This window comes from Streptomyces sp. CCM_MD2014 (assembly GCF_000772045.1).
In the GTDB taxonomy this organism is placed as follows: Bacteria; Actinomycetota; Actinomycetes; order Streptomycetales; family Streptomycetaceae; genus Streptomyces; species Streptomyces salinarius.
The window spans coordinates 8083904-8107416 of the sequence record NZ_CP009754.1 but is presented as its reverse complement, the minus strand read 5'-3'; the positions used below and the strand labels follow the sequence as shown (position 1 = coordinate 8107416).

The following is a 23513-nucleotide window of genomic DNA, read 5'->3' as shown; positions in this document are numbered from 1 at the left end:
CATGAGCGACTCACTGGATCACGAGGTACTGGACGCAGCCGTCGAGAACGTCCGTCTCGCCGGAATGCCGGGCCTGTTCGCCGAGGTGCGGGACGGAGACCAGGTCTGGCGGGGCGCCGCCGGGGTCGCCGACACCGCCACCGGCCGCCCGGTCGGCGCCGGCATGCGCCACCGGGTCGGCAGCATCACCAAGACCTTCACGGCCGCCGCGGTCCTGCGGCAGGTGGAGCAGGGGCGGATCGGTCTCGACACGCCGATCGGCCGGTACCTGCCCGGGATGCTTCCCCGCAGGCGCGGCGACGCCGTCACGGTCCGCATGCTGCTGAACCACACCAGTGGTCTGGCCGAGTACCTCCCCCACGCCTATCCGTCCCTCAAGGCGTTCCCCGCGCTCGCGCAGACCGGTCCCCAGAGCCTGGACGACCACCGGTTCACCCGGTTCGAGCCCACCGAACTGATCGAACTGGGCGTCGCCGCACCCGCGGTCGGCACCCCGGGCGGCACTCCGGGCGTGTACTCCAACACCAACTACCTGCTGCTGGGCCTGCTCCTGGAGCAGGTGACCGGCGCCTCCGCCGAGCGGTGCATCACCCGCGACGTCATCGAGCGCGCCGGGCTCAGCGACACCGAGCTGCCCACCGGTCCGTACATGGGCGGGCCGCACTCGCGCCTCTACGAGGCCTGGTTCGGCATGATCGACCCGCCGCGCGACTACAGCGTCTACGACATGTCGTGGGTGGGGCCGTCGGCTTCCTTGATATCCACCGTCTCGGACCTGAACCGCTTCTTCGGCATGCTGCTGGCCGGCGAGATCGTGAGCCGGTCGTCGCTCGCGGAGATGCGGCGGACCGTGCCGGTCGTCTCCCAGGAGGGACGGACGATCGAGTACGGTCTCGGTCTGCACCCGGTCCAGGCGCCCGGCCCGGTCACCTTCTGGGGTCACGGCGGTACGGCCTGGGGCGCCGGGACCCTGGCCGCGATCAGCGCCGACGGCAGGCGCCGGATGGCCGTGGCGGTGAACCTCCAGAGGTGGAACGCGCTCGACGAAGCCGGCCGGCCGCGGCCCCATCCCATCGACGACGCGCTCGCGGAGCTCCACCGCGTGGCGATGTACGGCTGACCGGACCGCTCGGTCTCGCGGGGATCGCGTGCGTTCGACGGGCCGGTGTGTCAGCCGGTGCGCAGGACGCGGAAGCGGCCCGGTTGCGCGGGGTCGCGGTCGACGACCTGGACCGGAGCACCGAGCCACTGCCACACGGCGGCGTCCGGCGTGCGGGAGAACCCGATCCGTCCCCGGGTGCCTTCGGTGGAGACGTGGGCCCAGGTGTCGGCGGTCAGGGCCCGGTCTGCGCCGCGCGAGCGCAGCACGTCGGCGAGGACCACCACCGTGTCGTAGCCCTCGAAGGCGACGAAGGAGGGCGCTTCGGCCAACCGCTCGCGCAGGGCCGTCCCGACGCGCGCGCCGAGAGGGCCGAGTCGCTCGGGAAGGTAGCGCAGGAACGGGATCGCGGCGCCGTCCCCGGCCAGCGCCTTCGCCCATGAGGCGAACTCCGGCTGCCCGGCCGGAGCACCGATCGTGATCCCGGCCAGGCGCCGGTCGCGGCGGACGGACCGGACGATCGACACGGCCGGTTCGGGGATGCCGACCAGGAGCAGCAGGGCGCTCGCGTCCTGCTCGGCGAGCGCGTCGCACACCGACGCGGGGTCCGGCTCGGGCAGGTCGAGATCGACGAGGGTGCCGCCCCGCCCGGCCAGGCGGTCCCGCAGGATGCGGGCACCGGACGCCCAGTAGAGGCTCGGCTGGGCCACCACGGCGATACGACGGTGGCCCGCGGCGAGAAGGAAGTCCGCGTAGATCCGCCAGCCGCGGGACTGCGCCGCGGGAAGGCGTGCGACCCACGGCGTCTGCCGGTCCGTGAGCGCGTCGAGCACGGCCGACGAGCACAGGAACGGCAGGCCGAGGGCATCGGCCCTGGACGCGGCCGCGCGGGCGACCACGCTGTGGTACTCCCCCGCGAGAGCGGCCACGCCCAGCCGGGCCAGTTCGTCCACGGCCGCCGCGGCCCCGTCCGGATCGGCCGCCGTGTCCCGGACCACCAGTTCGAGCGGTCTGCCCGCGATGCCGCCGGCGTCGTTGACTTCGCGTGCGGCCAGCTCCATTCCGGCGAGCAGGTGCCGGCCCGCTTCGTCCCAGCCGGGCCGGGTCAGTGGCGCGAGGGCGCCGATCCGGACGTGCGCGTCGTTGCCGTCCCGCCCCCGCGGGTGCACCTGGGTGACCATGCCGGACATTGCATCCGCCGCCGGCGTGGGCAGGCAACCAATTATGCGGTCGCTCGGGGCCCGGCGGACCAAAGCTCCGGCCGAACCGGTTCGGTGGCTGGTGAGTTGTGGCAGTATCCGCTGCCATGTCGCTGCTTGGCACGTCCTTGTCCGACGCGTCGCCGCTCCAGGCCGGTCGTCGTCCGTTCGTGATGCTGCTCGTGCTGCTCCTGGCGGTCGGCGCCCTGGTGGGTGACGCCGTCGCGGTGGCCGGGCCGACCGGGTCCGGGGCGGCGGCGACACCCGATCGCGCCCGCTACGACGTGGACCTCCGGTCCGACGCCGACGGCGGTCACTGGACGGGACGACAGCGGGTGTCGTTCCGCAATGCCTCCGGCCGGCCGCTGCGCGAGGTGTACCTGCGCCTGTGGGGCAACGGGGAGGACGGGTGCGGCACGCCCGGCGGGCCCGGTGCGCCGGGCGTGCCCTCCCCGGTCGTCGTGTCGGGCGTACACGGTGGCACGGCGGACCCGCTCGCGGTGAGCTGCACGGCGCTGCGCATCGCTCTGCCGAAGCCCCTCGCGCACGGGAAGCGGGCGTCCGTCGCCTTCGACGTCTCGATCGCGGTGCCCGACCGCAATGCCCGTTTCGGCCGCGAGGGCGCCGTCCGTTTCCTCGGCAACGCCCTGCCGGTGCTCGCCGTGCACGACGCGCGGGGCTGGCACCTCGACCCGTACGTGGCCGTCGGCGAGAGTTTCTACTCGCTCACCGGCGACTACCGGGTCCGGCTCGACCACCCGTCGGGCCTGGAGGTACCGGCGACGGGCCGCACCAGGACCCGTCCGGGAGGCCCCGGCCGTACGGTGACCCTCAGCGTCGCGGAGCGGGTGCGCGACTTCGCGTGGGCCGCGGGTCCCTTCCGCACGGCGACCCAGACCTCCCCCGGCGGCGTGCGCGTGAAGGCGTACTGGGCGCCCGGCACCTCCGCGGCGGGCGTGCGCCTCAGCCGCGAGGAGGCCGTCGCCGCGATCGACCGGTTCGGCCGGGAGTTCGGGCGCTATCCCTACGGCGAGATCGATCTCGTGATGACCAGCGGGTTCGGCGGCGGCATGGAGTATCCCGGCCTCGTGCTGCTCGGCACCACGGAGGAGGGCGGCGCCGTCGTCCACGAACTGGCGCACCAGTGGTGGTACGGCATCGTCGGCAACGACGAGTACGCCTCGCCGTGGCTGGACGAGAGCTTCGCCCAGTACGCCAACTTCCGCTTCTACGGCCTGGAGACGGAGGACTGCTGGTCGGACGTCTACTGGCCCGCCGACGACACGGAACTGACCGCCTCCATGGGCTACTGGTCGCAGCACCGCGGCGAGTACCACCTCGTCTACACGGCGGGGCCCTGCGCCCTGTCCGACCTGGAACGCACCCTGGGGCCCGAGGCCATGGCGCGGCTCCTGAAGCGCTATGCGCGGGACCACTGGTTCGGGGTCTCCACCACCGAGGACTTCAAGCGGGCCGCCCAGTCCATGACGGACGAGGATCTCGGCCCCTTCTGGCAGAGCCACCGCATCGGACGACCGTGCGCTCAGGTCACGTCCAGGTCGCTGTAGAGCATGTCGTGGTCCGAGTGCTCGGTGCGGACCACCCGGTGCCGGAGCGGGGCGATGCCGCGCAGGAAGACGTAGTCGAACTTGCTTCGCCAGTCCGTGGTCGGCTCGCAGCCGCCGGCGGCCGCGGGACGGCACTGGGGGTCGGTGTCCATGGCCAGCGCCCACATGGGGTCGAGTTCGGACGCGTCCGGCACGGCGTTGAAGTCGCCGAGGACCACGGCGCGGTCGTGCCGGGCGACTTCCCGGGCCAGGACGCTCACCTGGTCCTTCCGGAACTCCTCCTGGCGCCGTTGGGCGAGGTGCGTGTCGAAGACCCGGACGGACCGGCCGCCCACCTCGGTGGTGACCGCGAGATACCCCCGGTCCTCGGAACCGCCTTCGGGGTATTCGACGTTGACCCGGTCGGTGATCGGTGCGGCCGAGAGGATGGCCTGGCCGAAGCCGCCGGGATTCCACGGGGCTCCCCCGCAGCGCCTCCAGTTGTCCAGGACCGACCCGTACGCGACGTGGTAGACGAGCCCGTGGAAGACCTCCAGGTAGTCCCGGATCCGGTCGACGTCGCGGGCGCACGCTTCCTGCATGCCGATGACCTGGGGCGCGTAGGCGGCTATCTCCGCCGCCCGGTCGAGGTTGCTCGCGTCGCAGGGGTTGCACAGGTTCCACGTCATGACCCGGTTCGGCACGACGTCCCGGACGGCTTCGGCGGGCAGGGACCGGCCGGAGGGTTCGCCGCCGGGGCCGCTGGGGCCCATCAGCGCCAGGCAGGCCAGTGCCACGGCGCATATGAGCAATCGCGAGCCGCCCTTGTTGAGCACCGCCGCCTCCTCGGTGTGGACACATGGCAACCGACGTTCCCACGCACGAGGTTATGGCACGAAGGTGCGGGCCCCGGCGCCGCGGTGCCGGTCTCCGCGCCGGTCGGGCACGCCCTATGCTCGCCGCCATGGATACCGAGGCGGTGCGGTCGTTCGTCCGCGCGGCCGAGCTGGGACAGCTGCGGCACGCGGCCGACGAGCTCGGCGTGACGCAGCAGGCGGTCTCGAAGCGGATCGCGGCCCTCGAACGCACCCTCGACGTCCGGTTGTTCACCCGTACCGCCCGAGGGGTCGAGCTGACGCTCGACGGCCAGGCCTTCCTGGCGCACGCCCGGAACATCGTCGCGGACGTCGACCGCGCCGTCGCCGCGATCCGGCGGGGCTCGCGGGCCCTGCGCATCGACGTTCTGGGCCTGCGGAGCGCGCAGGCCGTCATCCTGCACGACTACTGGCGCTCGCATCCCGGGACCGAGCTCGACGTGGTGACGCTCAAGGTCGACGATCCGCGGCTCGCGGTGGCCGCCGTGCAGGCCGGCGACGTGGACGCCTCCTTCCGCTCGGTGACCGACCCGGCCACCCTGCCGCGCGAGGTGCGGATGATCCACGCCTTCCACTCCCCGCTGGAACTCGTCGTCGGTCCGAGGCACCCGCTCGCCCCCGCACGCGCCGTGACACCGGCCCGGCTGCGCGGGCACCGGATCTGGGTGCCCGGCATCGCGCCGGGCAGCGAGTGGGCGGACTTCTACAATCAGCTCACCGCGGCGTTCGGCCTCCGCGTGGACGCCACGGGCCCGAACTTCGGCAACGAGGTGCTCCTCGACATCCTCGCCGACTCCGACGACGTGGCCACCCTCGTGGGCTCCCGCGACCGGTACGTCTGGCCGGCGAGCCACGACCTGCGCCGCATCCCGATCGTGCGTCCGACGCTCGCCTACCCGCTCTCGCTGCTCCTCCCCCGGGAGAATCCGCACCCGGGGCTCCGGGCGGTGGTCAGCCACTTCGCGAGCCTGGACCCGCTGCCCGAGGACACCTGGCTCCCCTCCTGGGCGACGGGACCGCGGGGTGACGACGACCGCGGCACCGGGCACGCCCCGCGGCGCTGACCGTCGCCCGCGGGCCGGGGCGGCCGGGTCAGCCGCGCGGTACGGCCCGCACCCGGGTCGGGGCGGTCGTGTCCGGTGCCGCCTGCACGGCGGTGCCGTAGGCGCCGTCCGCCGCGAGCACCAGTTGGGAGACGGCGTTCGTGAGCGTCAGCGCGCCGCCGCGCGTCGTCAGCTGCCAGCGCTGGGTGCGCCGGTCCGCGGCGCAGGTCTCCTGGGTGAGTTCCGCTCCGGGCTCGAGCGGGGCGCCCAGGTAGCGCTTGCCGCGGTCGGCGTCCAGGCACAGGCCGGTCCGTGTCGAGCGGAGCGTGTAGTAGCCGTCGGCGGTGGCGGTGAGGTCCCACGCCGAGCTGTCGCCGGACACGAAGGCGACCGTGGAGCCGGCCGCGTCGGCCGTGGGTGACAGACTCCGGCGGCCGGGGCCGGCCAGGGCGTACGTGCCGTCGGGCAGGGGCCTGCGGTCGGTGTTCGACCAGCCCGGCGCGTGTCCGATGCCGCGTGCCAGGGCCTCGAAGTCCTCGTAGGAGGCGCTGGGGCGCGGCCCGCCCCAGGTGGCCTGCGCGATGAAGCGCAGGGGCATGAACGCCTTGGCCTCGACCTCGTTCTCCGTCTCGGCTGCTCCGTTGTCGGGCCACATGGAGATCTTGGCGCCGGTGAGGTTGGCGGGCCGGGTGGTGAGTGTCTCCCCCTCGAAACGCAGCGGCGTCCAGCCGGAGTCGTACAGCTGCCGGGTGTTCATGGTGAAGCCGCCGCGCACGAGGTAGAGCGCGTACGCGGAGTTCATCACCGGACGCCCCTCGGCGAGGAGGGCGGACGGCTTCTGTGTGCTGCCGCCGCCGAGCCAGTGTTCCACGGCGACGTCCCGGTCGAGCGGGACGACCGTGTTGCGCCCGAGGAGCCCGTCGTTCCAGATGCGGAGCGTGCGGTCCTCCGCGCGGACGTGCTCGCCCACCCGGTTCACGAAGTCGGCGAAGGCGTCGTCCGGCGTGGCCCCGGCGCCGAACTTCTCGGTGGCGTAGGCCTGGAGCTGCGGGAAGTCGGGATAGGCGGAGCCGATCATGTACTCGTCGGCGCCCATGTGCCAGGAACCGGCGTCCCAAACGTCGAGCGCCTCGTCCACGAGCGAGGTGTAGTAGGTGAACGCCTCCGGACGGGTGATGTCGAGGCGCGGCGGGGACGCCTCGCCGTTCTTGTCCTTCAGCTGCAGTTCGGGGTGGTGCTCCAGGTACGGGTCCATGTGGCCGGGCGAGTTGATCTCGGGGATCAGCTCGATGTGGTGGCGCTCGGCCATCGCGACCAGACGGCGCACCTCGTCCTTGGTGTAGTAGCCCCAGAACGCCGACTCGGGGTCGACGTCGCTCTTGACCTTGGCCTCGATCCATAGCTGGTTGAGCTTCTGCTGCGCCATGTCGCGCATGAGCCGCTCGAACCAGTCCAGGGAGATGTGGATGTAGCAGGCGCAGACGCCGACGCCGCGCTCGCGGTACTCCGGCACGTCGCGGGTCGCGCCGGCGGGTGCGGTGCCGTCCCCGCGCAGGAGTTGCAGGACCGTGCGGGTGCCGTAGAAGACGCCGGCGGAGGTGGCGCCGGTGACGGTCAGCCGGTCGCCGGAGCGCAGCCGGTAGCCCTCGTCGCCCAGGTCCCGGTGCGCGGTGGCGTCCTGGCGCAGCACGATGTCGCCCGGTCTGCCGGCCCGTGCCGTGACCACCGCAAGGGTCCGCCCGGTGACCTCGCGCAACTCGGCCGCGAACCTGCGCGCGTCGGCGGCAGTCGTGGCGTCGGCGTGGCCGAGCACGATCCGGGCGCCCGGGGCAAGCTTGAACTGCCCGCTCTCCGCCCGCCATTCCCGCAGCGCGGGGAGCACTGCCGGGGCCTCTGCCATGGCCGGGGCCACGGCCGTGCCCGGGTCCGGGGCTCCGGCGGCGGTCGTGCCCGGGAGCAGTGCGGCCGCGAGGGCCGTCATCGAGCAGATCGCTGCCACGATGCCGCGTCGTCGTCCGACTTTCATGGCCACCTCTCCATGAGCCTCAGCCCGATCCATGAGCCGGGCATGCCAAATCGGCGCCCGGGGAACGATGTTGGCCAGAGTAAAGGCATGCCTCAAAGAGGTCTAGACCCCATACGTCTTACGTCTCCCTCCGGTCGTGCCGCATCATCCCTGGAGAAACGGCTGATCACCTGGTCCAGACCAAGCCTGGAGGGCCCATGGGAAGACGCACGAAAACGCTGACGACGCTCGGCGTATGCTTTGCACTGGCAAGCACCCTGGCAGTCGAGACGCTCCCGGCCGCCGCCGACGACGCGCCTGCCGCCGCGGCGTCCAGGGTCCCGCCGGTCTCACCGACCCCCCAGTCCCTCAGCCGTGCAGGTGACGACGTTCCGGTGACCGACCGGGTGCTCGTCGTGGCGGACCGGGACACGGACGCCGCCGCCCGGACCCGTCTGGTGCGGGAGTTGAAAGCCCACGGCGCCCACCGGGTGGACGTCGTCGCCCCCGGAAACGTTCCCCCGGCGTCCGCCGGACTGCTCACCGTACGGCTCGGCCCGGCCACGCGGACCGACATCGCCCGGACGCTCGGCGACACGACGGTGCCGGACCACGCGGAGGGCTACGCCCTGCGCGTCCTCGGTGCGGGGCGGGACAAGCGGATCGCCCTCGGCGGCACGGACGCCGCCGGGCAGTTCTACGCCGTGCAGACCCTCCGCCAGCTCTTCGTCCGGGCGGGTGACGAACGCTGGAAGGTGGCGGGTGTCCGGGCGAGCGACCACCCCTCGATGCCGTTGCGCGGCACCATCGAGGGGTTCTACGGACAGCCGTGGACGCACGCCGAACGCCTCGACCAGATGGACTTCTACGGGGACGTCAAGGCCAACACGTACATCTACGCCCCCAAGGACGACCCCTACCACCGGGGCAAGTGGCGCGAGCCCTACCCCGCGGACAAGCTGGCGGAGCTGGGCGAGCTGGTGAACCGGGCCACGGAGAACCACGTGCGCTTCACCTTCGCCGTCTCCCCCGGCGAGTCCGTCTGCTACTCCGACCCGGCCGACCGCGCGGCGCTGAAGGCCAAGCTCCAGGCGCTGTACGACCTGGGGACGCGCGCCTTCTCCATCCCGCTCGACGACATCAGCTACACCCGCTGGAACTGCGAGGGCGACCGGGCCGCGTACGGCGAGCCCGGCCGCGCGGCGGCCGCCAGGGCCCAGGTCGACCTGCTCAACGACGTGCAGCACAACTTCGTCGCAGGCCACGAGGGCGTCCAGCCCCTGCAGATGGTGCCCACCGAATACGGCGACCTCACCGACACCGCTTACAAGCAGACGATGCGCGAGACGCTGGACCCGGCGGTCGTGGTGATGTGGACCGGCACGGCCGTCGTCCCGCCGAAGATCACCAACGACGAGGCGGACCAGGTCTCCAGGCTCTTCGGCCGCAAGGTCTTCGTCTGGGACAACTACCCGGTCAACGACTTCGGCAACACCAGCGGGCGGCTGCTGCTCGCCCCGTACGACAAGCGCGAGGCCGGCCTGTCCGAGCATCTCTCCGGCATCGTCGCCAACCCCATGAACCAGCCGTACGCCAGCAAGGTCGCCGTCTTCGGCACCGCGGACTTCACCTGGAACGACCGGGCGTACGACGCGGACACGAACTGGCCGCGCGCCATGTCCTACCTGGCCGGCGGCGATCCCGAGGCCACCGACGCGCTGCTCGTCCTCGGCGACCTGGAGCACATGGCACCGACCTTCGGGGCCACCCCCTGGCAGCCGCAGGCACCCGAACTCGCCCGGCGCGTCGAGCGGTTCTGGACGGCCTGGGACGAGGGCGGGCGCGCCGAGGCCGTCGAGGCGCTGCGTACCTACGCGAGCGCGATCGAGCGGGCACCGGCCACGATCCGCGGCGGCGCGGTGGACGAGGGTTTCACGGTCGACGCGGCGCCCTGGCTGGACGCGACCGAGCTGTGGGGCGGGGCCATGGAGGCCATGCTCGACGCGCTCGCGGCGCGGCAGGAGGGCGACGAGGAGACCTCGGACCGGCTGCTCGCCGAGTCCAACAGGCTCCGGGAGCAGGCCCGGGCGGTGCGGGTCGATCCGCCGCGCAACTCGTGGGGCAAGGTCCAGCCGAAGGTCGGTGACGGTGTGCTCGACGCCTTCCTGGTCCAGGCCGAGCTACGGCTGCGGCTGTGGGACTCCGCGGGCGGCGGGGAGAACCTGGCCCTCGCGGGGACCGCGTCCGCGTCCAGCGTCGAGCAGGACCTCGACCGGCTGGCGGCCCGGTACGTCAACGACGGCGAACTGGGCACCCGTTGGGCGTCCGGCTACTCCGACGACGAGTGGGTGCAGGTCCAGCTCGCGGCCCCGGCCGAGGTCGCGGCGGTGACCTTGGCCTGGGAGGGCGCCTGCGCGGCGGAGTACGCCGTCCAGACCTCGCCCGACGGCGTGACCTGGCGGACCGTGTCCACCCGGCGCCCGGAGGCCTGCGGCAACGACGTCGTCCGGGTGGACTCCGGCGAGACCGTGCGGTACGTGCGGATGCAGGGGGTGAAGCGGAAGACGACCTGGGGCTACTCGCTGTACGAGATGGGTGTCTACGGAACGCCCGCCCCCTGACGGACGCGCACTGACGCCGCCCCGTCACCACCGGCCCCCGGCCTGCGCGCCGGGGGCCGCTTCTGCCCGGGACTACTGGTCGAGGATCGCCTCGACGATGCGCATCAACCGCTCCCCCGCCCGGTCGATGCTTCCGTTCTGCGTGCTGACCTGAGCGCCCTCGAGTACGAAGGTGATCTGAGCGGCGACCTGCTCGGGGTCGGGCAGCCCGGCCTCGGCGCACATGCCGACCAGTCTGCGGGTCTGGTGCGCCTTGTGCTCCTCGATCACCCTCCGCGCGGGGTGGGAGCGGTCGGGAAGTTCGGCGAGCGAGTTGATGAAGGGGCAGCCCCGGTACGAGAGCGACGGCAGGCCCTCCGCGATGAAGCGGGCCAGGCCCAGGATCTGCTCCCGGGGCCGGCCGGGGTGTTCGGCCTCGACCCGGTCGAAGGCCGCCTGGTACTCGGCGGCCAGGATCCGCAGCCACTCCGCGACCAGCGCGTCCTTGGTCTCGAAGTGCCGGTAGATCGCCATCTTGGTGGTCTCGGCCTTCTCGGCGACGGCCTGGACGCCGACGCGCTGGATGCCCTCTCTCTGGAACAGCTCCTCGGCCGCGTCGAGGATGCGCTCACGCGGCGGCAGCTTCGCCACTCTGCCCGGCCTGGCGGCGGTCGATGTCATCCCTGCTCCGTGACGTGCCTCGATGGGGCTCTTCCCTTCCTGTTACGGTACCAGTCCGTCCCGGACGATACCGATCGGTATCGCATGGGACTCACCAGTACCGTTCTGTGTTCCGAGGAGTGACAGTGAGAGTTTCCGAATACGTGCGCCACGACGCGGTGGGGCTCGCGGAGCTGATGGCCGAGGGCGAGGTGTCGCCCGCCGAGGTGGAGGCGGCCGCGCGCGAGGCGGTACGGACGGTCGATCCCGCGATCCGGGCGGTCGTGGAGACCTGGCCGGCCGACGACCGGCCCGCCCCCGGCAGCACGCCGCTGGCCGGAGTTCCCTTCCTGATCAAGGACTTCGGCATCTCCATGGCGGGCCGGCGCACCGAGATGGGCAGCCGTCTGGCGGCCGGGCACGTCGCCCGCTCCGACTCCTTCCTGATGCGGCGCTTCCGCCGGGCCGGCCTGGTGACCCTCGGGCGGACCGCGACACCGGAGCTGGCCTACAGCATCACCACGGAACCGGTGCTGTACGGCCCGGCCCGCAACCCGTGGGACCCCGGCCGCGGCGCCGGCGGATCCAGTGGCGGCGCGGGTGCGGCTGTGGCGGCCGGGGTGGTCCCTCTCGCCCACGCCACCGACGCGGCGGGCTCGCTGCGCATCCCCGCCGCGTACAACGGCCTCTTCGGGCTGAAGCCGACCCGCGGCCGGGTCTCCATGGGGCCCGCCCTCGACGAGGGGTTCAACGGGCTGGCCGTCCAGGGCTGCGTCAGCCGGACCGTGCGGGACAGCGCGGCGCTGCTCGACCTGATACGCGGCCCGGAACCGGGCGACCCCTACTTCGCCGAGCAGCCGCGCATCCCTTACTCGGAGGAAGTCACCCGCGCTCCGGGACCCCTGCGGATCGGGGTCCTCCCGCAGGCCTGGGGCGGGCGCCGGACCACCGCCCCGGTGGCCGACGCGCTGGAGCGTACGGTGCGGCTGCTCGAATCCCTCGGCCACCGGACGGAGGAGGTCGCGGTCGGCCTGGGTGCCGGCTGGGAGGAGTTCGTGCTGGCCAACGCCCGCCTCTCGACGGCGAACCTAGCGGCCTCCGTCGACGGTCTGGCCGCCGCCCTCGGCCGGCCCGTCGACTCCTCGACCCTCGAGCCGTCGACACTGGCCGCCCACCGCTACGGACAGCGGGTCAGCGGGCCCCAGTTCGTCGACGCCCTCGCCCTGCGCAACCGCGTCGCCCGCGCTCTGGCCGGGTTCTTCGGCACCCACGACCTGCTGCTCACCCCCACCCTGCCGGAGCTCCCCCCGCTGCTGGGCGCCTACGGCGAGGGGGCGGAAGCGCTCGACGGCCTCGGCTGGATCGACCGGCTCAACGACCGCTCACCGTTCACCATGGCGTTCAACGTGGCCGGCACACCGGCCATGTCCGTGCCGCTGACGGCCGACACCGGGACGGGACTCCCGGTCGGCATGCAGTTCGCCGCCGGTTTCGGGCGCGAGGACCTCCTCTTCCGCCTCGCCGGACAGCTCGAACGGGCACAGCCGTGGTCGGGCCGGACCCCCGCCGTGTGGGCGGGGGCCGTACCAAAACCTCTGCGGGGTGACAACTGAGGTGTTACGAGGGCGCAGGGCCGCCGGGCGCTGCTGTGCCGAGGTGGGGACGGCCGGACGGGATGCCTCGGTTGCGGAAAACCCAGGTGCCTGCAGGGGCCGGAAGCGTTATGTTCGTGACATGAACGTCATCGGCACACGCACCGTTGCGACCGCGCGAGCGACCAGCTCGCCGGTTGCCGCCGTCTGACCTTCCCCTCTTCCACCGGCGACCGGAAACGGCCCGTCGGTGGTGCGCGTGGCGCTCGGTCGCCTTCGCCTCGGTGCGAGGACCACACCGTGCCGTTCTCCGGTGCCCCTCCCGCTTCGAAGCGAAGGAGTCACCTCATGGACACCGAGCAGATCGTCCGGACGTTCGTCGAGTACTACGAGGAACACGGCCATCGCCGGATCACCGGCTCGACACTCCTGCCCGAACCCGGCGACCCCGTGCTGTTCACCAGCGCCGGCATGCATCCGCTCACCCCGTACCTGGAGGGCCGCCCCCATCCGCTGGGGCGGCGGCTGGTCAACGTGCAGCGCTGTCTGCGCACCACGGACCTGGACGAGGTCGGCGACAGCAGCCATCTGACGGTGTTCCAGATGCTCGGCACCTGGTCGCTGGGCGACTACGGGGGTTCACGGAGCCTCGACTGGGCCCACCGGCTGCTCACCGAGGGACTGGGCGTCGACCCGGGTCTGCTGCACGCCACCGTGTACGGGGGCGGCGAGCAGGTCGGGCCGGACACCGAGTCCCTGCGGCTGTGGCAGGAGCGCGGCGTGCCCGTGGAGCTGACGGAGGAGGACAACTGGTGGTCCAACGGTCCGGTGGGTCCGTGCGGACCCGACTCGGAGATCTTCCTGTGGAGCGGTGACTGCCCGCCCCGGTCCACGCCCACGGGCGACGACCGCTGGGTGGAGGTCTGGAACCACGTGATGATGCGTCACCGCCGGCTCGACGACGGGCGTCTCGTGCCGCTTCCGCAGCGCAACGTCGACACCGGCCTGGGCCTGGAGCGCCTGGCCTCGCTGCTGCAGGGCAGGTCGTCGGTCTTCGAGTGCGACGTCTTCGAACCGTGGCGTCGGGTGCTGCCGTCCCTGTGGCCGCTGGACGAACCGTCGTTCCGTGTGGTCTGCGACCATCTGCGGTCCTCGGCCGTGGTCGTCGGCGACGGGGTGCGTCCGGCCAACACCGGCCAGGGATACGTGCTGCGCCGCCTGGTGCGACGGCTGCTCACCGTGCTGTGGCGGGACGATCCCTCGCGGGAGCTGGGCGACCTGCCGCAGGAGCTGATCACGCACACGTTCGACCACTTCCGGCAGGACGGGGACCCCGGTCTCGTACGGCGTCTGCTCGTGGAGGAGGAGCGCCGGTTCCGGCGGCTCTTGGAACGCGGCCGGAACGTGCTCGCCCGGCCTCGCTTCCGGGGCCCGCTGGGGGAGGAGGACTTCCACTACCTCCACGACACCCACGGCCTGCCGCGCGAACTGGTGACGAGCCTGCGCGAGGGCGAGTACCCGGAAACGCGAGGCGTGGGGGCCGGGCGGTAGTGACGCCTCGTCATCCGGTGCGGCGTGCGGGGCGCCGGCGGCGCTGGACGGCCCCGTAGGTCTCTTCGAGGGCGGTGGTCGCCGCGTCGTAGGAGCGCTGGGCGACTCCGACGAAGAGGCAGTCGACGACCGCGAGCTGGGCGATGCGGCTGACGGTCGCGCCGGAGCGGAACGGCGTTTCCCGCGCGCACGTCGTCAGCACCAGGTCGGCACTGGTCGCGAGCGTGGAGCCCGGGTCGTTGGTCAGGGCGATGGTGGTGGCTCCGCGTTCGGCCGCGGCCTGGAGGGGTTCGGTGGTGTCCTCGGTCTCGCCGGAGTGGGAGACGGCCAGGGCCACGTCGCCGGGACCCAGCAGGGCCGTCGCGGTGAGCGCCGCGTGCCGGTCGCTCCAGATGAAGGCCATCCGGCCTATGCGGTGGAGTTTCTGGTGCAGGTCCTGGCCGACGAACGCGCTGGCACCGACGCCGAAGATGTCGACCCTGCGGGCCTTGGCCACGGCGTCGACCGCCCGGCCCAGCGCGTCGACGTCGAGTCCGGCGCCCGAGTCCTCCAGGGCCCGTACCTCGTTGTAGATGATCTTGCTGACTATCCGGTCCAGCGAGTCCGTGGGGCTGATGTCGGTGCCGCCCTGCGCCGCCCGTTCGCCGCCCAGGGCGTGCTCCCGCGCCGCCGCGGCGGCCAGCGCCAGGCGCAGCTGGGGGTAGTTGCCCGTGCCGATGGTGCGGCAGAACCGCATGACGGTGGCCGCCGAGGTGCTGGCCCGCTCCCCCAGTGCGTGGATGGAGAGCTCGGCGACCTGTCCCGGGTCGGCCAGGACGGCGTCGGCCACCCGCCGTTCCGAGGGAGCCAGGGAGGGGCGGGCGGCGCGGATGCGCGTGAGGATGTCGGCGGGCGGGGCGTCCTGGGCGGACTCCTCCGGCACGCGGGACGAGGACTGGCGGACCATGGCCCCTCCTGGGTGTGGTGAACACAGGGTAGTGGGGCGCCCCGAAGGCGTCAAAAAGTTACGTGGTGAACGACCGCACGTTACTTATTGACATCCGGAGGGCGGCGTTCCCATACTCGGACGGCGATCCGCACCGGTCACCGGCGACCCGGTGGCCTTCGACGTGCCGGGTCCTCGGGCAAGGGGCGAGCCGTATGACTGCAGTGGTGGCGGTGGATCTGGGGAAGACCGGTTGTCGCGCCGTGCTGTGGCGCGGCGCCGAGTCCTCACCGTCCGTCAGCTCCGTGGCCGGTGCTCCCGGTCTGGCGGCGCCCGACGGTGTGGCGGCGGCCCGGGCGGCGGTGCGTGCCGCCGTCGAGCCGCTGCTGCGGGAGCGGGGCGGCGCCCGGCCAGAAGCCGTCCTGGTGGGTGCCGCCGGAGCGGCTTCGGCCCCCGCGGCGTCCCGTGCCCTGGCCAGCGCTCTCCTGGAGGACCTGCCCGTCGACGATGCGGCGGTCACCAGCGACGCCGTCACCGCCCACGCGGGCGCGCTCGGCGGACGGGCGGGTGTGGTGCTGGCGATCGGCACCGGGTCGGTCGCGGTCGGCATCGGCGCCGACGGGACGTACGCACGCGTCGACGGGTGGGGTCCCCTGCTCGGCGACGACGGCAGCGGCGCCCGCATCGGCACGGCCGGACTGCGCGCGGCCCTGCGCGCCCACGACGGCCGGGGCCCGGCCACCGCCCTGCTGGACGCGGCCACCCGTCTCTTCGGCGATCCCGAACGGCTGCCGGCGACCGTCGGAGGGGACGGCAACCCGGCCCGGACTGCCGCCTCGTTCGCCCCGGAGGTGGCCCGTGCCGCCGACGCGGGGGACGCCGTGGCCTCGGCGATCGTCCGGGAGGCGGCCGCCGACCTGGCCGAGACCGCCCTCGCGGCGGCCGGCCGGATCGTCTCGGACGGCGGCCCGCTGCCCCTGGCCGTCACCGGCGGTCTCACGGGTCTCGGCCCGGCCCTGACGGCTCCGCTGACCGCGGCGCTCACCGGATCCGGACTCCCGGTGCGGCTGACGTCCGCGCTCGGCGACCCCCTCGACGGGGCCCGGCTGCTGGCCGTGGACCGCTCCACCCCCCATGCCCGTCTCGTCGTCCGCGTCCACCGGACGGCCGCCACCCCACTTCCCCCCGCGCCGGCGAACCCACCGGCCCGTGCCTAGGAGCAAGCGTGCGCCAGCTCGACCTCGTGGTGATCGTGGTCTATCTGATCGGGATCGCCTGGATCGGCCTGCGAAAGGCCGGCCGGCAGAAGTCGGCGAAGGACTACTTCGTCGGTGAGGGCCACATGCCGTGGTGGACGGTCTCCTTCTCCGTCGTCGCCACGGAGACCAGCGTGCTGACCGTCATCAGCGTCCCCGGCGGCGCCTACAGCGGCCAGGCATTCGGCAACGTCGAACTCGCCCTGGGCTACGTCGTCGGACGTGTCGTCGTGGCCACCGTGCTCATCCCCCTCTACAAACGCGGCGGCTTCGTCAGCGCCTACCAGTACCTGGGCGACCGGTTCGGGCTGAAGCTGCAGGGGCTCGCGTCGGTGACGTTCGTGTTCACCCGGCTTCTGGCCGAGGGTGTGCGGCTGTTCGCCTCCGCCATCCCGATCAAGCTGCTGCTCGACGAGTTCGGCGTGCACGCGAGCTACCGCGTCATCATCGTCGTGATCACGCTGATCACCGTCGTCTACACCTACCTGGGCGGCATCAAGGCGGTCATCTGGACCGACGCCATCCAGATGATCCTTTACCTCGGCGGCGCGGTCCTCGCCGTGGCGGTGCTGTCCGCGCACGTCGGCGGCGACGGCTACGCGCGCGCCCTGGACGCCGGACGGTTCACGCTCTTCGACACCGACTTCAACCTCGCCCACATCCTCACCAGCCCGTTCGCCCTGCCCACGGCCATCGTCGGCGGCGCCATCTTCGCCATGGCCTCGCACGGCTCCGACCAGCTCATCGTCCAGCGCGTGCTGGCGACCCGGACGCTGCGCGAGGGCCAGAAGGCCATGATCGCCTCGGGCGTCTTCGTGACCGTCCAGTTCGCCGCGTTCTCGCTCGTCGGCGCCCTGCTGTGGTCGTTCAACGAGGGCAGGTCCTTCTCGGAGCTTGGGCTGTCCAGCTCGGACAACCTCTACCCGGAGTTCATCCTGCACGGGCTGCCGGTGGTCGTCTCGGGCCTGCTCGTGGCCGGCATCCTGGGCGCCGCGATGGGCTCGCTGTCCTCGGCGCTGAACTCCATGTCCAATTCGACGGTCGCCGACATCATCCACAGCTTCTTCCGCACCACACCGTCCGAGGAGACGCTGCTCCGGCTGGCCCGCTGGACGACGCTGGTGTGGGCGACGCTCATGGCGGTGTTCGCCTGCGCGTTCAGCGCGAGCACGGGCAACGTCTATCTGACCGGTCTCACCATCGCGGGTTACACCTACGGCGCGCTGCTGGGCGCCTTCCTGCTGGGGCGGCTCGTCAAACGCGCCAACGAGGCCGATTCCATCGTGGCCTTCCTGGTCACCATCGGCGTGATGACGTACATCGTGCGCGGGGTGAAGATCGACGTCACCTCGGACGGGACGACGGTGTCGCAGGCGATCGCGGCCCAGTGGCTGGTGCCCATCGGCGTGGTGATCACCCTGGTCGTCGGCGGTGTGCTGAGCCTGTTCCACCGGGCGCCCCGGTCCGCGGCGGGCAACGCGCTCGACAAGGAGCCGGGTGCCGGGCCGGACCGGCTGACGACGGCGGCCGACCGGAAGTGATCCCGTCCGGGCGGGCACCGTGGCCCGCCCGGCTCGCCCAACCATCGCAGGAGTGCATCGTGCGTGTGATCGGCCTGATGTCAGGCACGTCCTACGACGCCGTCGAGGCGGCCGCCGCGGACCTCGAACTCCGGGGCGAGACTTTGGTGATGCGTCCGCTCGGCCATCTCTCCGCCCCCTACCCCGGCCGGCTGCGCGACCTGATCGCCGGCAGTCTGCCGCCGGCAGCGGTGACGATGCGGGCCGTCGCCGAACTGGACACCGGCATCGGGCAGGCGTTCGCGGACGTGGCCGTGCGTGCCGTGCGCGAGCTGTGCGGGGGCGGCGCCGATCTGGTGGTCTCGCACGGGCAGACCATGTACCACTGGGTGGAGGAGGGTTCCGTGCGCGGCACCCTCCAGCTCGGGCAGCCCGCCTGGATCGCGGAGGCGACCGGACTGCCCGTCGTCTCCGACCTGCGCGGCAGGGACGTCGCCGCCGGTGGCCAGGGAGCACCGCTGGTGGCCATGACCGACGCCCTCGCCCTGGCCGCGCTGCCCGGCGTCCCCGCGGCCCTCAACCTCGGCGGGATCGCCAACGTCACCGTCGTCGCGCCCGGCGCCGAACCGCTTGCCTTCGACACCGGGCCCGCGAACGCCCTGATGGACGCCGCCGTACGGCACTTCACGGACGGCGCGGCCGAGTACGACGAGGACGGGCGCCGGGCCGGGGCGGGCCGGGTCGATCCGGAGCTGCTGCGGGTGCTGCTCGACGACCCCTACTACGGCAGGCCGGCCCCGAAGAGCACCGGCAAGGAGCACTTCCACCTGCCGTACCTGCTCGACGCGCTGGAGGCGGCGCCCGTCGCGGAACCCGACGACGTCCTGGCGACGCTGGCCCGGCTCACCGCCGTCACGGTCGCCGGCGCCTGCCGTGCGCACGGCGTCACGCGGGTCGTGGTGTCCGGCGGCGGGGCGCGCAATCCCGTGCTGATGCGCATGATCGCCGAGGAGCTGCCCGGGGTTGCCCTCGGCTCCAGCGACGCGCTCGGGCTGCCGTCGGACGCCAAGGAGGCGCTGGCCTTCGCCCTGTTGGGCTTCCTGACCGTCAACGGCCTGCCGGGCGCGATTCCCTCGGGTACGGGGGCGCGCCGGGCGGCTCTGCTCGGCACCGTCACGCCGGGGCTGGAGCCGCTGCGGCTGCCCGAACCGGCGCACGAGCCGCCCCGGCTGCTCCGTATCGCCGGCGGACCCTCGTGCTGAACGGAACGCCGGGGGCCTGAACGGAGCGTCCGGGCGGGCGGCGCCTCAGCCGAGGGCGCCGGTGCGGGCCTGCCGCCACAGGTCGACGTCGCCGTCGACGACCGCGTGCCGGTCGATCTCGGCGAGTTCGTCGTCGCCGAAGGCGAGGTTGCCGAGGGCGGCCACGTTCTCCTCGAGCTGCTCGGGGCGGGAGGCGCCGATGACCAGCGAGGTGACGCGCGAATCGCGCAGCGCCCAGGCGAGCGCCATCTGCGCCAGGCTCTGGCCCCGGCGGGCGGCGATGTCGTCGAGGGCGCGCAGCCGCCGGACGGTGTCCTCGGTGAGCCAGTCGGCCGCGAAGGACTTGCCCTGGGTGGCGCGGGAGCCCTCGGGCACGCCGTCGAGGTAGCGGCCGGTGAGCAGCCCCTGGGCGAGCGCGGTGAAGCCGATGACGCCGAAGCCCTCGTCGGCCGCCGCGTCGAGCAGGCCCTCGGTCTCGATCCACCGGTTGAGCATGTTGTAGGAGGGCTGGTGGATGAGCAGCGGCGTGCCCAGGTCGCGGAGGATGGCGGCGGCCTGCCGGGAGCGTTCGGCGTCGTAGGAGGAGATGCCGACGTAGAGCGCCTTGCCCTGCCGCACCGCCGTGTCCAGCGCGGTCATGGTCTCCTCCAGCGGCGTGGAGGCGTCCAGGCGGTGGGAGTAGAAGATGTCGACGTAGTCGAGGCCCATGCGCTTCAGAGACTGGTCGAGGGAGGCGAGTACGTACTTGCGCGAGCCGCCGCCCTGGCCGTAGGGGCCGGGCCACATGTCCCATCCGGCCTTGGTGGAGATCACCAGCTCGTCGCGGTACGGCGCCAGGTCCTGCCGCATGATCCGGCCGAAGTTGATCTCGGCGGATCCGTAGGGCGGGCCGTAGTTGTTGGCGAGGTCGTGGTGGGTGATGCCCAGGTCGAAGGCGCGCAGGGCGATCTGCCGCTGGGTCTCGAAGGGCTTGTCGTCGCCGAAGTTGTGCCAGTAGCCCAGGGACAGCGCGGGCAGGTCGAGCCCGGAGCGTCCGGTGCGGCGGTAGTGCATGGTGCCGTCGTAGCGGCTGGGGTCGGCGACGTGGCTCATGGGGCGTTCTCCGGTGTGAAGCGGGGTGGGGCGGCCGCGGCGGCTTCGCGGACCCCGTCAGTTTCTCACCGCCGTCGACCGCCCGGTCCACCCGGTCCCGCCCGCCCGGTCGCGCCGGGCGGGCGGTGTCTCAGGTGGAGATGGCGGTGACCGCCTCCACGCCGTAGGTGCGGGCGTAGCCGTTCTCGGTGCCGACGAGGAGGTCGACGACCTCGAAGTACCGGTCCCAGAACGGGGTTTCGCGCAGGGCGTCGACGAGCAGCTGGTAGGCCTGGTGGCCGACCGCCTCCCAGACCCAGACGTCGGTGACGCGGGCGGAGTAGAACTCCGTGTCGTAGAAGCGTGAGCGGACACCGGTGGTCCTCGCCTCGATCACGGGGACGACCTCCGTGGTGAAGGCGTGGATCCGCTCCTCGACGGTCATGGCGAGCCATTCGGGTGTGGTCTTGACGAGCATGAACGCGGTGACGGGGGGTTCGGTGGTGTGTGCGGGCATGGTTGCCTCCCTTTCCGGGACGTCGTTCGGCCGGGCGGAGATCAGGGCCGGAGCGCGGGCCCGAGGATCTGGTCGACCCAGTGCTCGAAGGTGGTCGGGGTCGTGGTCTCAGGGGTCCGGGGGACGCCCGCGTCGAGGCCGTCGTCCTTGGCCCGCTTCATGTCGACGACGCCCTGGGCGAACGCGGGGTCGACGCCGTGGCCGACGAGTGCGGTGCGCAGTCCGTCGAGGGACTGGCGTTCGTAGCGGACCGGGCGGCCGAGCCGTTCGGTCATGATGCGGGCCAGGTCGTTGGGTGACAGGTCGCGCGGACCGAGCACCGGGACGCTGCCGTTGCCGGTCCAGGACCGGTCGAGCAGCAGGCCGGCGGCCACGGCGGCGATGTCGGCGACGGCCGCGAAGGGGGCCTTGCGGTCGGCGGCCGCCGTGTCCGTGAAGCAGCCCTCGTCCCGGATGGAGTCGGCCTCCTCGAGGAGGTTCTCGAAGAAGGACGGGTTGGCCAGGGCCCGGTAGGCGACACCGGTCGCCGCGATGAGGTCGTCCATGGCGAGGGACGCGGTGACGAGTCCGGCGCGGCCGGCGACCGGGGTGCCGCGGCCCAGGGCGGAGACGCCGACGACGTGGCCCACGCCGTGCGCGGCGAGCGCCTCGGCGGCGGGACGGGTGAACCCCCGGTAGGCGTCGTCCGGGGTGCGGGAGGAGTCCGGCGGGACGAGCCAGAAGACGGCGTCGGCACCGTCGAAGGCCCGGTCGACGACCGCGGGGTCCCCGTGCGAGCCGGTGACCACCTCGACGCGCTCGCGCACGGTGTCGGGCAGTCGTGCGGGGTCGCGCACGATCACGCGCAGTTCCTCGCCGCGGGCGGGGGCGGAGTCCAGGAGCAGGGGCATCAGCCGTCGCCCGATGTTCCCGGTCGGAGCAGTAATGACGATCATGAAAACCTCGTGGGTCGTGCCGTTTCGGTACGGCCTCATCCTGGGGAGCCACGCGGTGTTGCCACAATGGGAACTTCAGCAAGCGATTGTTGCCTGGAACGGAATAACACTGGTGAACAGCACGGATCCGGTCGCGCCGGTCATCGACGCCAACCTCGCGGTCGCCCTTGACGCCTTGCTCACCGAGCAGAGCGTCACCCGCGCCGCCGCCCGCATGCACACCTCCCCCGCGGCGATGAGCCGCACTCTGGGCCGCCTCCGCCGGATCCTCCAGGACCCTCTCCTGGTCCGCGCCGGACAGACCATGGTGCCGACCCCGAGGGCACTGGCCCTGCGGGAGGAGGCGGCCGCCGTGGTCCGCGGGCTCGGCGCACTGCTGGCTCCGGCCACCGGCGTCGACCCCGCCACGCTGCGCCGCACCTTCAGCCTCCAGACCGCCGATCTGGTGGGCGCGGCCCTCGCCGCCGGTCTGCTGACGCTGGCCGGGCAGGAGGCGCCGGGGATCTCGCTGCGGTTCCGGGCCGAGGAGCTGGAGGCGGGGCCGGCCCTCCGTGACGGCCGGGTCGACCTGGAGGTCGGGGCGATCGAGCACGTGGATCCGGAAACCCGGGTCGAGGACCTGGTCACCCTGCGGATGACGGCGGCCGTCCGGCCCGGCCACCCGCTCACCGAGGGGCCCCTGACCCCGGCCCGGTTCGCCGCGGCCGAGCATGTCGCGGTCAGCCGCCGGGGCCGCTTCGAGGGTCCCGTCGACGCCGCCCTCGCCGAGCACGGCCTCAGCCGCCGGGTCGCCGTGGTCCTCCCGTCGCACCTGGCCGCGCTCTCCCTCGCCGCCCGCACCGACGTCGTCGCCCTGGTCCCCGCCGTGCCGGACACCGCGGGCGCGTCTCCGAGCCCGCTCACCGAGCAGTCCTCGGCCCTCGGGCTGCGCCTCCTCGACGTTCCGCTGACGCTGCCGCCCGTGTCCATCGGCATGGCCTGGCATCCCCGGCACACCGCCGACGGCGCCCACCACTGGCTCCGCTCCGCCGTCCGCCGGGTGCTGGCGCCCAGCCGGGCCGGCTAGGGCCTGTCCGGCGGATCAGGTCGCAGGACAGGCACGGCACCTCGTCGACGCCGGTGAGCGGGGTCTGGTGCGTGCAGCCGCAAGGCGGAGGAGGGCGTCGACGCGGAGCGTCGGCACTCGGCGGCCACCCACCGATCAGCCGCGTGAACAACCCTGCGGGTCAGTACACCTAGAGGGCCTGTCTGGCAATTCCCGTCTGCCGCGCGGGGCCGGCGGTCACGACGGTCTCCCGGAACTCGGCGATGCGGGATGGCGCTCGGCGCATCAAACGGGTGCCCTCGATTCGGTCCGGGTACAGGCAGCGGGTGGCGAGGCGCGGCAGGCCGAAAGCGAAGTACAGGGGCATCAGCGGGTCGGGCTCGGCGTCCGGGAGCCGGCCGAAGAGCGGGGTCGTGTCCAGAGACGTCGGAGGCGTCTGAGCTGCCGGAGCTGCGGAGGCGTCCTGTCGATCACCGGCGGCGTTCCGGCCGGCCCCGAGGTCGGCGTTCCGGCCGGCCGCGAGGAACGGGGTCCCGGCCGAGGCCGGTTCGGCGAGCGTGCCGCAGCCCGGGCCGCCGGTGCGCGTCACCGCCGCCGGCCGCTCCGCTTGCGAGGGCCGGAAGGCGGCGGAGACTGATACGGACGACGGCACTCCGGAGGGTCCTGGACGGATGGGCGAGGGCGAGTACACGGTGCGTTCCGGCACCGGGACCCGGCACGACGACCGGGCCGACGGGCTCCGCCGCCCGGCACCGCTCGGCACGTGGTCGCACCTCGGCCGGATCGGCGTGGCCGCTGCGAGGCACGCGTC

The 23513-nt window shown here is 72.9% G+C and carries 19 protein-coding genes; 10 read left to right on the top strand and 9 right to left on the bottom strand.

Annotation, left to right across the window (positions count from 1 at the left end):
• Window position 1 precedes the first annotated feature (1 nt).
• On the top strand, window positions 2-1120 hold the full coding sequence (locus tag NI25_RS36290) for a serine hydrolase domain-containing protein (RefSeq protein ID WP_061446538.1): 1119 nt from the start codon (window positions 2-4) through the stop codon (window positions 1118-1120).
• A 50-nt stretch (window positions 1121-1170) separates the two neighbouring features.
• Here the strand turns inward: NI25_RS36290 and NI25_RS36285 are convergent, their stop codons facing one another.
• Complete coding sequence (locus NI25_RS36285) at window positions 1171-2289, bottom strand: ABC transporter substrate-binding protein (RefSeq protein WP_107071975.1); 1119 nt, start codon at window positions 2287-2289, stop codon at window positions 1171-1173.
• Between the two features lie 116 nt (window positions 2290-2405).
• Here NI25_RS36285 and NI25_RS36280 point away from each other — a divergent pair, with 116 nt between their 5' ends.
• The gene (locus NI25_RS36280) at window positions 2406-3866 is read left to right on the top strand and encodes a M1 family metallopeptidase (protein ID WP_061446537.1); all 1461 of its coding nucleotides are present in this window, start codon (window positions 2406-2408) and stop codon (window positions 3864-3866) included.
• On the opposite strand, the gene NI25_RS36275 is transcribed toward NI25_RS36280, so the two are convergent.
• Complete coding sequence (locus NI25_RS36275) at window positions 3842-4681, bottom strand: endonuclease/exonuclease/phosphatase family protein (protein ID WP_061446536.1); 840 nt, start codon at window positions 4679-4681, stop codon at window positions 3842-3844. The two genes, NI25_RS36280 and NI25_RS36275, sit on opposite strands and share 25 nt — an antisense overlap.
• 128 nt (window positions 4682-4809) lie before the next feature.
• Between NI25_RS36275 and NI25_RS36270 the strand changes: the two genes are divergently transcribed.
• Window positions 4810-5784 (top strand): LysR family transcriptional regulator, encoded by a 975-nt coding sequence (locus NI25_RS36270; protein WP_061447255.1) that lies wholly within the window; start codon window positions 4810-4812, stop codon window positions 5782-5784.
• 28 nt (window positions 5785-5812) lie between these two features.
• Here NI25_RS36270 and NI25_RS36265 read toward each other — a convergent pair whose 3' ends face one another.
• On the bottom strand, window positions 5813-7789 hold the full coding sequence (locus NI25_RS36265; RefSeq protein WP_061446535.1) for a family 20 glycosylhydrolase: 1977 nt from the start codon (window positions 7787-7789) through the stop codon (window positions 5813-5815).
• A gap of 197 nt (window positions 7790-7986) precedes the next feature.
• Here NI25_RS36265 and NI25_RS36260 point away from each other — a divergent pair, with 197 nt between their 5' ends.
• On the top strand, window positions 7987-10389 hold the full coding sequence (locus tag NI25_RS36260; protein ID WP_061446534.1) for a beta-N-acetylglucosaminidase domain-containing protein: 2403 nt from the start codon (window positions 7987-7989) through the stop codon (window positions 10387-10389).
• 72 nt (window positions 10390-10461) lie between these two features.
• Here NI25_RS36260 and NI25_RS36255 read toward each other — a convergent pair whose 3' ends face one another.
• The gene (locus tag NI25_RS36255) at window positions 10462-11049 is read right to left on the bottom strand and encodes a TetR/AcrR family transcriptional regulator (protein ID WP_061446533.1); all 588 of its coding nucleotides are present in this window, start codon (window positions 11047-11049) and stop codon (window positions 10462-10464) included.
• A gap of 125 nt (window positions 11050-11174) precedes the next feature.
• Here NI25_RS36255 and NI25_RS36250 point away from each other — a divergent pair, with 125 nt between their 5' ends.
• Both NI25_RS36250 and NI25_RS36245 read left to right on the top strand, forming a co-directional pair.
• The gene (locus NI25_RS36250) at window positions 11175-12641 is read left to right on the top strand and encodes an amidase (protein ID WP_061446532.1); all 1467 of its coding nucleotides are present in this window, start codon (window positions 11175-11177) and stop codon (window positions 12639-12641) included.
• A gap of 327 nt (window positions 12642-12968) precedes the next feature.
• Window positions 12969-14171 carry an alanine--tRNA ligase-related protein gene (locus tag NI25_RS36245; protein ID WP_061446531.1) on the top strand — a complete coding sequence of 401 codons (1203 nt, stop codon included), beginning with the start codon at window positions 12969-12971 and terminating at the stop codon, window positions 14169-14171.
• A 10-nt stretch (window positions 14172-14181) separates the two neighbouring features.
• On the opposite strand, the gene NI25_RS36240 is transcribed toward NI25_RS36245, so the two are convergent.
• Window positions 14182-15117, bottom strand: coding sequence for a MurR/RpiR family transcriptional regulator (locus tag NI25_RS36240; protein WP_061446530.1), 936 nt, complete (start codon window positions 15115-15117; stop codon window positions 14182-14184).
• 194 nt (window positions 15118-15311) lie between these two features.
• On the opposite strand from NI25_RS36240, the gene NI25_RS36235 reads away from it, so the two are divergent.
• The 3 genes from NI25_RS36235 to NI25_RS36225 are packed head-to-tail and all read left to right on the top strand — an operon-like array spanning window position 15312 to window position 19134.
• The gene (locus tag NI25_RS36235; protein ID WP_061446529.1) at window positions 15312-16313 is read left to right on the top strand and encodes an N-acetylglucosamine kinase; all 1002 of its coding nucleotides are present in this window, start codon (window positions 15312-15314) and stop codon (window positions 16311-16313) included.
• A gap of 8 nt (window positions 16314-16321) precedes the next feature.
• Window positions 16322-17893, top strand: a complete 1572-nt coding sequence (locus tag NI25_RS36230; RefSeq protein ID WP_061446528.1) for a sodium:solute symporter — start codon at window positions 16322-16324, stop codon at window positions 17891-17893.
• Window positions 17894-17952: 59 nt separating this feature from the next.
• Entirely contained in the window at window positions 17953-19134 is a 1182-nt protein-coding gene (locus tag NI25_RS36225; protein ID WP_061446527.1) for an anhydro-N-acetylmuramic acid kinase, read from the top strand.
• Between the two features lie 45 nt (window positions 19135-19179).
• Here the strand turns inward: NI25_RS36225 and mgrA are convergent, their stop codons facing one another.
• The 3 genes from mgrA to NI25_RS36210 all read right to left on the bottom strand — a co-directional run bounded on the left by mgrA (window position 19180) and on the right by NI25_RS36210 (window position 21657).
• Window positions 19180-20226, bottom strand: coding sequence for an L-glyceraldehyde 3-phosphate reductase (mgrA, locus tag NI25_RS36220; protein ID WP_061446526.1), 1047 nt, complete (start codon window positions 20224-20226; stop codon window positions 19180-19182).
• Window positions 20227-20356: 130 nt separating this feature from the next.
• Window positions 20357-20722 carry a darcynin family protein gene (locus NI25_RS36215; protein ID WP_061446525.1) on the bottom strand — a complete coding sequence of 122 codons (366 nt, stop codon included), beginning with the start codon at window positions 20720-20722 and terminating at the stop codon, window positions 20357-20359.
• A gap of 41 nt (window positions 20723-20763) precedes the next feature.
• The gene (locus tag NI25_RS36210; RefSeq protein ID WP_061446524.1) at window positions 20764-21657 is read right to left on the bottom strand and encodes an NAD(P)H-binding protein; all 894 of its coding nucleotides are present in this window, start codon (window positions 21655-21657) and stop codon (window positions 20764-20766) included.
• A 112-nt stretch (window positions 21658-21769) separates the two neighbouring features.
• Here NI25_RS36210 and NI25_RS36205 point away from each other — a divergent pair, with 112 nt between their 5' ends.
• Complete coding sequence (locus tag NI25_RS36205) at window positions 21770-22723, top strand: LysR family transcriptional regulator (RefSeq protein WP_078884811.1); 954 nt, start codon at window positions 21770-21772, stop codon at window positions 22721-22723.
• A 169-nt stretch (window positions 22724-22892) separates the two neighbouring features.
• On the opposite strand, the gene NI25_RS40410 is transcribed toward NI25_RS36205, so the two are convergent.
• Window positions 22893-23291, bottom strand: a complete 399-nt coding sequence (locus NI25_RS40410) for a hypothetical protein (protein ID WP_061446523.1) — start codon at window positions 23289-23291, stop codon at window positions 22893-22895.
• Window positions 23292-23513: the final 222 nt, after the last annotated feature.